This is a genomic window from Streptomyces sp. CC224B, from assembly GCF_030010595.1.
Lineage (GTDB): Bacteria > Actinomycetota > Actinomycetes > Streptomycetales > Streptomycetaceae > Streptomyces > Streptomyces longispororuber.
Genome location: NZ_JASCXL010000045.1, coordinates 13,024 through 25,519, shown reverse-complemented (window position 1 = coordinate 25,519; position 12,496 = coordinate 13,024). Strand labels below are relative to the sequence as shown.

At 70.6% G+C, this 12,496-nt stretch carries 12 protein-coding genes; 9 read left to right on the top strand and 3 right to left on the bottom strand.

From position 1 onward, the window contains the following. The first annotated feature begins 39 nt into the window (after positions 1-39). The 3 genes from QK440_RS19320 (at position 40) to QK440_RS19310 (ending at position 2,075) form a co-directional block, all read left to right on the top strand. The gene (locus tag QK440_RS19320; RefSeq protein WP_282794386.1) at positions 40-192 is read left to right on the top strand and encodes a hypothetical protein; all 153 of its coding nucleotides are present in this window, start codon (positions 40-42) and stop codon (positions 190-192) included. Between the two features lie 281 nt (positions 193-473). Continuing rightward, positions 474-692: a DUF4190 domain-containing protein gene (locus tag QK440_RS41415; RefSeq protein WP_349239300.1), complete on the top strand. Its 219-nt coding sequence runs from the start codon at positions 474-476 to the stop codon at positions 690-692. Positions 693-905: 213 nt separating this feature from the next. Continuing rightward, positions 906-2,075 carry a cysteine desulfurase family protein gene (locus tag QK440_RS19310; RefSeq protein WP_282794384.1) on the top strand — a complete coding sequence of 390 codons (1,170 nt, stop codon included), beginning with the start codon at positions 906-908 and terminating at the stop codon, positions 2,073-2,075. Between the two features lie 182 nt (positions 2,076-2,257). Here the strand turns inward: QK440_RS19310 and QK440_RS19305 are convergent, their stop codons facing one another. Next, positions 2,258-2,977, bottom strand: coding sequence for an N-acetylmuramoyl-L-alanine amidase (locus QK440_RS19305; protein WP_282794383.1), 720 nt, complete (start codon positions 2,975-2,977; stop codon positions 2,258-2,260). A gap of 60 nt (positions 2,978-3,037) precedes the next feature. Between QK440_RS19305 and mnmA the strand changes: the two genes are divergently transcribed. The 5 genes from mnmA to QK440_RS19280 all read left to right on the top strand — a co-directional run bounded on the left by mnmA (position 3,038) and on the right by QK440_RS19280 (position 10,471). Next, complete coding sequence (mnmA, locus tag QK440_RS19300; RefSeq protein WP_282794382.1) at positions 3,038-4,177, top strand: tRNA 2-thiouridine(34) synthase MnmA; 1,140 nt, start codon at positions 3,038-3,040, stop codon at positions 4,175-4,177. Between the two features lie 123 nt (positions 4,178-4,300). Further along, positions 4,301-5,659, top strand: coding sequence for an ATP-binding protein (locus QK440_RS19295; RefSeq protein ID WP_282794381.1), 1,359 nt, complete (start codon positions 4,301-4,303; stop codon positions 5,657-5,659). A 110-nt stretch (positions 5,660-5,769) separates the two neighbouring features. Beyond that, positions 5,770-6,492 carry an RloB family protein gene (locus tag QK440_RS19290; protein ID WP_282794380.1) on the top strand — a complete coding sequence of 241 codons (723 nt, stop codon included), beginning with the start codon at positions 5,770-5,772 and terminating at the stop codon, positions 6,490-6,492. 135 nt (positions 6,493-6,627) lie between these two features. Beyond that, positions 6,628-9,255, top strand: coding sequence for an N-6 DNA methylase (locus tag QK440_RS19285; protein WP_282794379.1), 2,628 nt, complete (start codon positions 6,628-6,630; stop codon positions 9,253-9,255). Between the two features lie 208 nt (positions 9,256-9,463). Next, entirely contained in the window at positions 9,464-10,471 is a 1,008-nt protein-coding gene (locus QK440_RS19280; RefSeq protein ID WP_282794378.1) for a hypothetical protein, read from the top strand. On the opposite strand, the gene QK440_RS19275 is transcribed toward QK440_RS19280, so the two are convergent. Both QK440_RS19275 and QK440_RS19270 read right to left on the bottom strand, forming a co-directional pair. Beyond that, on the bottom strand, positions 10,460-10,663 hold the full coding sequence (locus QK440_RS19275; protein ID WP_282794377.1) for a DUF397 domain-containing protein: 204 nt from the start codon (positions 10,661-10,663) through the stop codon (positions 10,460-10,462). The genes QK440_RS19280 and QK440_RS19275 overlap by 12 nt on opposite strands. 12 nt (positions 10,664-10,675) lie before the next feature. Beyond that, entirely contained in the window at positions 10,676-11,530 is an 855-nt protein-coding gene (locus tag QK440_RS19270; protein ID WP_282794376.1) for a helix-turn-helix transcriptional regulator, read from the bottom strand. 286 nt (positions 11,531-11,816) lie between these two features. On the opposite strand from QK440_RS19270, the gene QK440_RS19265 reads away from it, so the two are divergent. After that, positions 11,817-12,413, top strand: a complete 597-nt coding sequence (locus tag QK440_RS19265; RefSeq protein ID WP_349239299.1) for an ATP-binding protein — start codon at positions 11,817-11,819, stop codon at positions 12,411-12,413. Positions 12,414-12,496: the final 83 nt, after the last annotated feature.

Below are 12,496 nucleotides of genomic sequence, written 5' to 3'. Positions count from 1 at the left end.
GAAGCAGAGAGCCGAAGGGCGGAAGAGAGGCGTTCCCTCATGCTGTTCCTCATCGCCGCACTGCTGCTGCTCGGCGTGGCCATGGGCACCGTGGCGCACGCCCCGCTGCCCGTCACGCTCGTCATGGCCACGGTCATCGGGCTGTGGCTCCTGGTGTTCACGGTGCGGGAGCGCCGGGCGCGGCACCGCTGAGGGCCCTCGCTGCCGCGCCGGGGCCGACGTGGCAGGGCGCGGCTGACGCGCCCCGCGCTCCGGCCCGCGCCACGCGCCCCGCGCTCCGACCGGAGATCCGTCCGTACGACGTCCGCCTCACTGTGAGGAGTCGCACCATGCACCTGACCACAGCGAAGCCGACCGCGCGGCCCGCCGCCGAGCCGTCCGCGCACGTCCCTGGGGCCGCCGGGCCCGCCGGGGCCGAGCCGTCCGGGGAACCCGCCCCGCGGTGGCCGGTCGGGCGCCGGGACACCGACGGGATGGCCGTCGCCTCCTTCGTCCTCGGGCTGGTCGGCCTGCTCGTCCTGAACCTCGTGCTCGGCCCCGTCGCCATCGGGCTCGCCTGCGTCGCGCTGCGGCGGGGGACCGCCCGGCGCGGCCGCGCGCTGCTCGGCCTCGGCCTCGGCGTCGCCGACCTCGTGCTCCTCGCCGTCCTCATCTCCCTGGACGGCACGGCGTCCTGGAGCATCGCGGGCTGAGGGGATCGCGGGCCGACCAGCTGAGGCCCGAGGCCTGAGGCCCGAGAGGTGAGGGCTGAGGGGCGGTGGCTGACCACCTGCGGCTAAGGGCGGTGGCTCACGGTCGCCGGGCTGCGGTCGCCGGGCCGCGTACGCCGGGCCGCGGGGGGTCGCGCCCGGTGCGCCACCGCGGGGTCCGGCCGTACGGCGGCGGCTCGTAGAATCGAGCCCACCATGGCCTACCTCGACCACGCCGCGACCACGCCGATGCTCCCCGAGGCGATCGCGGCGATGACCGCCCAGCTCGCCGTCACCGGCAACGCCTCCTCGTTGCACGCGGCGGGCCGGCGGGCCCGGCGCACCGTCGAGGAGGCCCGCGAGACCCTCGCCGACGCGCTCGGCGCCCGCCCCAGCGAGGTGGTGTTCACCTCCGGCGGCACCGAGGCCGACAACCTCGCGGTGAAGGGCCTGTACTGGGCCCGCCGCGACGCCGACCCCGCCCGCGTGCGGGTCCTCGCCAGCCCCGTCGAGCACCACGCCGTCCTCGACGCCGTCGACTGGCTCGGCGAGCACGAGGGCGCCACCGTCGAGTACCTCCCCGTCGACGTGCACGGGCGCGTGCACCCCGACGCGCTGCGCGCGGCCATCGCCCGCGACCCCGGCAGCGTCGCCCTCGCCACCGTCATGTGGGCCAACAACGAGATCGGCACCCTCCAGCCGGTACGCGAACTCGCCGACGTCTGCGCCGAGTTCGACGTGCCGCTGCACGCCGACGCCGTCCAGGCCTTCGGTCAGGTGCCCGTCGACTTCGGCGCCTCCGGGCTCGCCGCGATGACCGTCTCCGGCCACAAGATCGGCGGCCCGTACGGCATCGGCGCGCTGCTGCTCGGCCGCGCCCACAGCCCCGTGCCCGTGCTGCACGGCGGCGGCCAGGAGCGCCATGTCCGCTCCGGCACCCTCGACGTGCCCGCCGTCGCCGCCTTCGCCGTGGCCGGGCGGCTCGCCGCCGAGCGCCGCGAGCGGTTCGCCCGCGAGGTCGGGGCGCTCCGCGACGACCTGGTCGCCGCCGTCCGCGCCGCCGTCCCCGAGGCGGTCCTCGGCGGGGACCCGGACCCCGGGGGCCGCCTGCCCGCCAACGCCCACTTCACCTTCCCCGGCTGCGAGGGCGACTCGCTGCTGCTGCTCCTGGACGCCCAGGGCATCCAGTGCTCGACCGGGTCGGCCTGCACCGCGGGCGTCGCCCAGCCCAGCCACGTCCTGCTGGCCACCGGCACCGACCCCGACCTGGCCCGGGGCACGCTGCGGTTCTCGCTCGGGCATACGTCGACGAAGGCGGACGTGGACGCGGTGGCCGCGGCGATCGGGCCGGCGGTGGAACGGGCCCGGTCGGCCGGGCTGAGCTGACCCCGGCGCCCGGATTCTGCTCAAGACCCGCCCAGCCCTGCTCCGGGTCTGCCCAGCCCTGCTCCGGGTCTGCCCAGCCCTGCTCCGGGTCTGCCCAGCCCCGGTCCGGGTCTGCCCAGCCCCGGTCCGGGCCCGCCCCGGGTCCTGCCTCAGGTCCGCCCAGGCCCCGCCCGGGCCCGGCTCTAGGTCCGCCCCGGCGTCGGGGTCGCGCGCGGGGTCGAGCGCGGGGACGCGCGGGCGGTCCGCACCAGGCGCAGGTAGCGGTCCCAGTCCCAGTGCGGCCCCGGGTCCGTGTGGTCCGTGCCCTCCACCTCCACGTGCCCGATGATGTGCTCCCGGTCCACCGGGATGTCGTACCGCTCGCAGATGCCCGCGGTGAGCCGCGCCGACGCGGCGTACATCGCGGCGGTGAAGGACTCCTTCCGGTCGACGAAGCCCTCGTGCTCGATGCCCACACTGCGTTCGTTCATGTCGCGGTTGCCCGCGTGGTAGGCCACGTCCAGCTCGCGGATCATCTGCGCGACGTGCCCGTCCTTGCGGACCACGTAGTGCGCCGCTGCCCCGTGGCCGGGGTCCTTGAAGACCTTCAGGGCGGTGGCGTACCCGCCCTGCACCACGTGGATCACCACGCGGTCTATCTCGTAGTCCGAGGGGCGGTCCGCGCGCCGCCAGTTCGCGCTGGACGCGGCCGTCCACTGCGCTCCGGGGGCGTCCACCTCGCCCTCCGTGCGCTTCTTGACCGTGCCGGGCAGCCGCCACCACAGGCGGCCCAGCTCGTCGCGGGCCAGCACGGCCGCGCCGAGGCCCGCCGCGGCGCCGCCGATCAGCAGCGCGCGCCGGCCGGGGCCCCGCCGCGGCGGACCCGCGCCACCGCTCCCGTCGCTCCCGCTCACATCCCCCATGTGATCGTCAACGGATACGCCCCGGCCGAGGTTCCCGCGGCCCCGTACCCTGTTAGGGCTATGACTTCGCAGACCCCGCAGCGCACCAGCCGCCCGCTCCGCGTCCTCGCCGCCATGTCCGGCGGCGTGGACTCCGCCGTCGCCGCCGCCCGTGCCGCCGAAGCCGGGCACGACATGACCGGCGTGCACCTGGCGCTCTCGGCCAACCCGCAGTCGTTCCGCACCGGCGCGCGCGGGTGCTGCACCATCGAGGACTCCCGCGACGCGCGCCGCGCCGCGGACGTCATCGGCATCCCCTTCTACGTCTGGGACCTCGCCGAGCGCTTCCGCGAGGACGTCGTGGAGGACTTCGTCGCCGAGTACGAGGCGGGCCGCACCCCCAACCCGTGCCTGCGCTGCAACGAGAAGATCAAGTTCGCCGCGCTGCTCGACAAGGCCCTCGCCCTCGGCTTCGACGCGGTCTGCACCGGCCACTACGCCCAGGTGATCGTGAACGAGGACGGCACCCGCGAGCTGCACCGCGCCTCCGACATGGCCAAGGACCAGTCGTACGTCCTCGGCGTCCTGGACGACCGCCAGCTCGCGCACGCGATGTTCCCGCTCGGCGACACGGTGACCACGAAGGACGAGATCCGCGCGGAGGCGGAGCGCCGCGGCCTGGCCATCGCCAAGAAGCCGGACTCCCACGACATCTGCTTCATCGCCGACGGCGACACCCAGGGGTTCCTGGCGTCCCGCCTCGGCAAGGCGGAGGGGGCCATCGTCGACGAGTCGGGCGAGGTCGTCGGCACCCACGAGGGTGCGTACGGCTTCACCATCGGCCAGCGCAAGGGCCTGCGCATCGGCACCCCCGCCCCCGACGGCAAGCCGCGCTACGTCCTCGACATCTCGCCCGTGAACAACACGGTGACCGTGGGCCCGGCGGCCTCCCTCGACGTGACGGCCCTGACCGCCGTCAAGCCCCGCTGGTGCGGAGCCGCCCCCTCCGGTCCGGGCGCCTACACGGCCCAGCTCCGCGCCCACGGCGACGAGACCCCGGTGACGGCGGAGCTGACGGCCTCCGGCGAACTGCGCGTCTCCTTCACGGAGCCGGTCCGCGGGGTCGCCCCCGGCCAGGCGATCGTCCTGTACGACGGCACACGCGTGGTGGGCTCGGCGACGATCGCCTCGACGGAGCGGGCCGTGGCGCCGGCAGTCTGACAGGCTCGGGCTGGCCGTGCCCGCGCGGGCGCCCTAGGCTGCTGCTGCGGATCGTCCGCGGGCAATGAGCAGGTACGTTCACGACGGGGCCGGGAGCTGCTCCGTTTTCCTTGGAGGTCGACGGTGCTGCTGCGTTTCAGGGTGGCGAATCACCGCTCGATCCGGGACGAGTGTCAGCTGGGCCTAGTACCTGCCATTCCCTACGCGGGTGGAGCGTTCCGTACCGACCTGTGGGACAAGGACCACGAGGTGACGGTTCTGCCCGTGCTCGGCATCTTCGGAGCGAACGCCTCGGGCAAGTCGAACCTGCTGAGCGCACTGCGCGACATGCGGCAAGCGGTTCGCAAATCCTTCGCCGAATGGGCGACGGACCTGGGGGTGCCACGCCGCCCGTTCAAGCTCGATCCCGCCTGCCTCGATGAAACGACCCTCTTCGAGGTCGACCTCGCTCTCGGTGCCCGGCGGGTCCGCTACACCTACGGCTTCGAGCTGTCGGACGAGCGGGTCGAGGCGGAGTGGCTGCACGCCTACCCCGACGGCAAGCGGGTGATCTGGTTCGACAGGGAAGCCGACCGGCCCGACGCGGAGGGCGGCGAGTTCCTCTTCCCCGGAGCGGACAGCCCGGACGGCCCCGCCTTCCGTGGCCGCCGCGGCGACCTGGTGGCACTCACTCGGCCGGACGCCCTCTTTCTCTCCACGGCGGCCACGCTCAACGACCCGCAGCTGAGCGCGCTGCACCGCTGGTTCCTCGACAATTTGTGGCTGGTTACCCCCGGTGAGGATGTCGCCGCGCGTACGGCTTGGACACAGCGCATGCTGAGCACGCCGAAGGCGAAGCAGACGTACAAGCCCGGTGCTTCCACCGCTCCGCAGAGCCGCGAACGGCTTCCGGGCCCGGCCGACCTCGACCGGCTGACCGGTCTGCTCGCCATCGCTGACCTCGGACTCACGGGCATCGACGTCGACCCCGTCACGGGTGAGATCGCCCTGCGCCACCGCACTCCGGGCGGGTCTGAGGAGACACTGGACTTCCGTACCGAGGAGTCCTTGGGTACGCACGCGTGGTTCGCCTTCCTCGGTCCGATGCTGACGGCCCTGGACCGGGGCACGACCCTCCTCGTCGACGAACTCGACTCCAGTCTGCACCCTACTCTTGCCGCCGAGGTCGTACGGATCTTCCAGGACCCCGAAGCGAACCCGCGTGGGGCGCAGCTGGTCTTCACCACCCACGACGCGACACTGCTGGGCGCCGCCGTTCTGGAGCGCCCTCTGGCTGCCGAACAGGTGTGGATCACAGTGAAGCGCTCGACTGGGCAAACCGAGCTGTATCCGCTCACGGCGGCGCGGCCGGAGCCCGACGAGGATCTGGAGCGCGGCTACCTGCGCGGACGTTACGGCGGTGCGCCCCGGGTGACCCCGGGTGAGATCGCCAGAGAACTGTCGTGGTGGGTTCAAGAGCGGGAGGCGAAGGCGTCAGCGTGAGCGGTCGGGGCGGACAGCGGCAGGGACGGCGGGCCGAAGGGCCGAGAGGGCGGAAGGCCAGGCGGAGCAGCATCAGTGATGAAGCCAGGCTGATCCCCGCGCCACCGTCGGTGCCCGTACGCGAGCGTATCCTCTACGTCGGCTGCGAGGGCGAGTCCACGGAGCCGGACTATCTGCGGTACTTGAACGGCCGCTTCGGGAACGGGGAAAGAGGGAACCCGCCGTTCCGGATTGTGCCTGTCTTCGAGAAGGACGGCCTGACGCCTGAGAGGGTCGTCGACAAAGTGAACGTCAAGGCGGACGGCGACGAGGCGTGGGCCCTCTTCGACCGCGACCGGCACACCAAGATCCCCCAGGCAGTCGCGGACGCCGCGGCGACCGGGGTTGAGCTGTGCTTTTCGCACCCGTCGTTCGACCTGTGGCTCTTGCTGCACTTCCAGGAGTTCGGCGGCAAGCAGAGCGGTAGCAGCGAGAACGTGAAGACGAAGCTCCGCAAAGCGCACTTGGCTTTCAAGAAGTTCGACGAGCGGAACGACAAGAGCGTCAAAGGACCACGTGCGACGGCCCTGGCTGGCAAGGCCGTCCACGCCATCACCAATGCCAGGAGACTGGTGAGCCAGTGCGAACACGGGGCGTGCAAGGCGGCGCAAGCCAAGATCGTCGAGACCAGGGAACCCGGTGGCACTGTCGTGCGGTCGGGTCCGAAGCCCCCCGAGCGGTGGGCAGCCCGTTCGGGGCACGCACCGACCTGCCCGGTACTGGACCGTGATCCCTCGACCGATGTCTGGCGCCTCTTGGCCAGCCTGGGGATCACCAAGGACGACGAGCCGTAGACGCTTCGCCGAAGGTTTCGTACGCCGGTGGTTTCCGCCCGGGCCCACCGGGCGTCTAGGCTGCCATGGCATCCCCGGGAGACGCTGGCGGATGACCCTGTATTCCCGTGATCACGTCAGACGAAGGACCGGCGCGTGGCCCGACTCACCCTGCCCGAACTGGAACGGCACCTGTTCTCCGCCGCGGACATTCTGCGCGGCCGCATGGAGCCCTCCGACTACCGGGACTACATCTTCGGGATGCTGTTCCTCAAGCGCTCGTCGGACGAGTTCCAGCCGGAGTGGGAGCGGGTCTACGCCGAGGCGCTGAAGGCCACCGGGAACGACGAGGAGCGCGCCCGTAAGCGCGCCGACGACCCCGACTCGTACGACCGCGTATACTACGTTCCGCCGCGCGCCCGCTGGTGGCCGGGACCGCACCCCGACCCGGAACTGCCCTCGGGCTCCGCGCCCGGCATCTCGGAACTCACCGAGCGCGTGGGGGAGCGCCTCGACGAGGCCCTGGCGGCCCTGGAGGCGGGCAACGAACGTCTGGCCGGCGTCACCTCGCACATCACCTTCAACGCTCAGATCGGCAACCGTTCCCGCTTCACCACCACTGAGCTGCGCTCCCTCATCCGGCACTTCAGCGTGTACCGGCTGCGCAACGAGGACTTCGAGTTCCCCGACATGCTCGGCGCCGCCTACGAGTACCTGCTCGCCCGCTTCGCGGACAGCGCGGGCCAGAGCGGCGGCGAGTTCTACACCCCGCGTTCCGTGGTGCGCATGCTGGTGCGCCTCGTCGACCCCCAGCCGCAGGAGACGGTCTACGACCCCTGCATGGGCTCCGGCGGCATGCTGATCGCCGCCAAGGAATACGTGGAGGAGCACGGCGGCAGGCCCGAGCAGCTGGGCGTGTGCGGCCAGGACGTCAAGCCCGAGTCCTGGTCCATGGCCAGTATGAACATGGTCCTGCACGGCATCCGCGACTTCGACCTGAGGCACGGCGACACCCTCACCGAGCCGCTCCACATCGACCCGGCCACGGGCCGCCTGCGCACCTTCACCAAGGTTCTTTCCAACCCCCCCTTCTCGCAGCTCTACGACCGCGAGTCGGTCGAGGCCGCCGAGGCGCGGCACGGGCAGCGCATGAAGTGGGGCTGGGCCCCGGAGAAGGGCAAGAAGGCGGACCTGATGTTCGCCCAGCACATGCTCGGCGTGCTGGAGGAGAAGGGCGTCGTCGCCGTCGTCATGCCGCACGGAGTCCTGTTCCGAGGCGGCAAGGAGCGAGACATCCGGGTGGAGCTGCTGCGCGACGACTGCGTGGAGGCGGTCATCGGCATCGGCCCCAACCTGTTCTACGGGGTCGGGGTCCCGGCGTGCGTACTGATCCTGCGCCGCCCGCACCGCAAGGACCCGGGCAGCAAGGAACCGGGCCGCGAGCGCCCGGACCGCCGCAAGAAGGTCCTGTTCATCAACGCGGACCGTGACTTCACCCCGGGCCGAAACCAGAACGAACTCGGTCCGGAGCACGTCGAGAAGATCGTCACGGTGTTCCAGGAGGGCCGGGAGGTACCGGGCTACTCGGCGTTCGTGACGGTCGACGCCCTCCTTGCAGCCGACGCCAACCTCAACATCCGCCGTTGGGTGGACAATTCACCGCCCGCCGAGCCGCAGGACGTGCGCGCGCATCTGTACGGGGGCGTGCCGGTCGCCGAGGTGGAGGGGAAGAAGGCCCTCTTCGACGCGTACGGCGTCGACGCCGCGTCGCTGTTCGCGGTACGGGACGACGACCCCGCGTACTACGACTTCCTGCCCGAGGGCCCGGAGGCGACCGCCGCCCGTATCCCCGCCCTCGCCGTCGAGCGGGAGACGGCGCTGCGGACGGCGTACGAGGAGTGGTGGGCCGAGGGCCGGAAGCTGTTCGTCCGCCTCGCGGAGGATGGCCGCCTGATGGACCTGCGCGCCGGGCTCCTGAACGGCTTCGCCCAGGCGATCGGGAGCGTCGACGTCCTCGACCAGTACCGGACGGCGGGCATCGTCGCCGACTGGTGGACGGAGTCCCGCTACGACATGAAGGCGCTGGCCGCCGGCGGCTTCGCGCGGGTGCTTGAGGGCTGGGTCGACTCCGCGGAGGCGATCGTGTCCCCGGCCGCGGGGGCGACCGGTAAGCGCGTCACGGTGTCCGCCGCAGATCGCCGCCAGGCGATGGACCGGCCGGTGGTACGGCTCCTGATCCCGGACTTCCTGGACGAGTACCGGCGCGCGGAGGAGGCGTCGGCGAAGGCGGATGCGGCGTATAAGGAAGCGGTGGAGGAACTGGCGGCGGCGAAGCCGGGCGACTCCGTCGAGGACGCGGATGATTCTGTGGACGCCGAGGACGCCTCGAGCTCCGAAGACGCGGAGGAGCCCGCCGCCGAACCGGTCTCCTTGGAGGAACTGGTCCGCCTAGACAAGCAGGTGACGCTCCGCAAGAAGCAGCGCACGGCCGCGACGAAGGCGCGCAAGGCGCTGGAGGACGCCTTCGTCCCGCGACTGCTGAAGGCGGCGGAGGCGGCACTTGAGGACGAGACCCGAACGAGGGAGGTCGTCCTGACCATCCTGGATGAGAGCCTGCGGGCCCGCCTGGAGTCGGCGGTGGCCGTGGGGCGCCGGGAGCTGGTGGGGGCGTTCCGGCGGTGGGCGGAGAAGTACGGGGTGTCGTTGGAGGAGCTGGAGGGGGAGAGCGGGCGGGCTCAGGGGGAGCTGAAGGGGCTGCTGGGGGAGCTGGGCTATGCAAAGTGAGCTTCTTCTGCCGCTGGCAGGCACCATCGAGCCTCTGTCGTCTGTCGCACGGTCTGTGTCGGCCGGGATCACTCTTGGTCGGGACCGTGTCCCTGAGAAGCGCACGTCTGGCTACCTACGTGTGGCCAATGTTCGTCAAGGCAGTATCGATGTCTCCGATGTTGCGTTGCTTGAGACTCATCCAGGGGATCGGCCTCGGTATGAACTGATGCCGAATGACATCCTTCTGGTCGAGGGCCACGCAGATCCCATGCAGATTGGACGCTGCGCGCTGGTCCGCCCGGAGCTTGCAGGGCTGTTGTATCAGAATCACCTGTTCCGGCTGCGCTTCGATGGGGTCCTGCCGGAGTTCGCTCTGATCTGGCTCAACTCGAGGTATGTGCGGGACTATTGGCTGACGCACTGTGCTACGAGTTCGGGGCTGTACACGATCAACTCCAAGCTGCTGGGGCGGGCGCCATTTCTCGTGCTCCCTGAGGACGAACAGCGTCGCATCGTCGCCGCGCACGCCGCGTTCGAGCGGCGGATCTCGGGGTTGGAGCGGGTGCGGGAGAAGGTGCGGGTGGCCGCGCGAGCCACGCTCGCCGCGGCGCTTCAGGACCCAGCGCACGGAGAGGGCGTGAAGCTTGGCACCGTGCTCCGGGAGAGTCCGCGAAACGGCTATTCGCCGAAGCCAGTTCCCGGCTGGTCCGGGCTGCAGGCGCTGGGTCTCGGGTGCCTCACGGCGGATGGTTTTTCCCCTGTCCAGTTGAAGAACGTTCCGGATACACCGTTGGCGCGTACGGCCCTACTATCGGACGGGGACCTGTTGATGAGCCGTGCCAACACCCGCGAACTGGTCGGCCTCGTCGGTCGTTTCGAGTCCACTGGGCGGCCGTGTATCTACCCGGACTTGATGATGCGGCTTCGCTCCGACACGGACAGGTGCTTGACTGAGTACCTGGAGCTGGTTCTGCGCTCGGACGCCATGCGTAAGGTTGTCACCTCGGGTGCCAGAGGGACGAGCGAGAGCATGGTCAAGATTGGCGCCGAACAGGTCAAGTCGCTGCGGATTCCTCTGCCGTCCATTGAGCAACAAGGGCGGATCGTTGCGGTGCAGGCTGTGTTCACGCGGAGAAGCAAGGCGCTCGCGGCACAGATCGCCAAGCTCCGCACCGTTCAGCAAGCCGTGGTCGAAGACCTCCTGGGCGGTCGGGCGTCCGCCTCAGCCGCCTGATCCGTTCAGAGGCGTCGCGTTCGACTTCACAGTCCGTATGAGTGAGAGCAGCGCGCCCCGGTCCGTCGTCAGCATGACGGCCGGGGTGTCGCTTTCGCGGATCGCAATGCCGTCCGCTGTCGCGGCGACCTCGACGCAGTTGTTGCCTCCCTCGTCGGAGAAGGACGACTTGACCCAGCGGAGGCCGGACACGTGTAACACCTCTTACAGCTCTTTGATGACGGTACTGATGAAGTCCTTGGACTGGGGGGCAGTCAACGCCACCTGCTCTACCAAGTCCAGTCGGGCCCGGAAGTGTGCGAGCTGCGTAGGGGAGTCGAAGAAGATGGCGCCGGTCGGTGAGTCCATCTGCACTGTGTCCAGGTGCCTGTTGGGAGCCTCTACGTAGAGGACGGACGAATCGCCAAGCAAGGGAAAGCCTCCAGCCGTGAACGGAATCACCCGCAGCGTGACGTTGGGCCACTCGCTGGCTTCCAGGAGATGCTGAAGCTGGGCTCGGGCGATGCTGCGGCCGCCGAGTTGCATCCTGATAGCCGCTTCGTGGACCACGCCCACGTACGGGATGGCATTTTCCCCGGCGACTACGGTCTGTCGAGCCATGCGATGGGCCACTCGTAGCTCGACCTCCAGGCGCGGCAAAGGCGGCTCTGGGAGTTCGAAGATTGCGCGGGCGTGGTCCTCCGTGTGGAACAAGCCGGGCAAGTGGGCGATCTGAACGGTGCGCAGGCGCACGGCGTAGTCCTCAAGCGCGGAGACATCCAGGAATCCTGGTGGGATCTTCCCCCGGTACTCATCCCACCAGCCAGTCTTACGGCCCCCGGTCAGCCCGGCCAGCGTTTCGATCAAGGCAGGGTCGTTGCACTCGTAGATGCTCGCGAGTCGGCGGAGCCGCTCCTCACTGATGCCGAATCGTCCAGCCTCCACATTCGAGATGACGGTGCGGTCGGTTCCGAGGTGCTCGGCTGCCTCAGATGCGGACATGCCTGCTGCCTCACGGAGCCTTCGCAGTTCGGTGCCGAAGCGGCGTTGAAGGATGGTCGGGGACTGTCGTGGCGCCATGAAACCTCTCCTCGTTCGCGCACAGTGTGCCGACCTGTCCTTGGGCAGTCCACCCGCGTTGGCTTTCTAACTCTTATGGGTGACTAGGTAGCACGGTTATGTAGGGCACTCGTACTCTGTTAGCTGCGCCACCGGCCAGCCTGTTCCAAAAGCGCACCGGCCATCCCGCCCAACCGGGACAGCCCCCGGCGTGGCACAACCGCCCGCATCACGAAGTGCGAGCCCAGAACTCCCCCGAACGCACCCCCACCAACCCTCACGACCGCGCACCCCGGGAGGTGCCACCGTGACCACAGACCGGCAACCCTCAACTGCCGCCACAGGCAAGGGAACCCCACCGAAACCAACTCCCACCGACGCCCCCGCTCCCTACCTCCTCCCCACCCTCGACCCCCTCTCCGGTCAACCCCACCCCCCGGCCCTCCCCTTCACCGCCCCCTGGCACTACGATCTCCACTTCCCCCGCGACCCGCGAGGCCCCGGCATCGCCCGGCTCACCCTCCGCGCTGTCCTCGATGCCCACGGGCTCGCCGACCTCGGCGACCGCGCGGAACTCCTCGCCTCCGAGCTGGCCACCAACTCCGTACGGCACACCCAGGGCCCCGCATCCGTACGCCTCCAGTGGCTGCACCCCGTACTGCGGGTCAGCGTCTGGGACATGGACCCCGAAGTGCCCGCCCTGCCGGGGCGGTCCACGCCGGCGGGACCCCACGCCGACGGCGGGCGCGGGCTGTTGATCCTCGACCTGGTCGCCGACCGCTGGGGCGGCTGCGCCGTTGGCGACAGACCGCAGGGGCCGGGCGGCAAGACCCTGTGGTTCGAGCTGACGCTGCCCGCGCAGCCGCCCGGTGAGGGCCCGGCGGCCTCCCCGGGGGCGCTCTGAGCGGGCCGCACACGGCTCCCAGGGGCCGCCTCGTGAACGGTTTGGCCCCGCCCTGACCGTGCCCCGGCCGCATCGCACCCCCG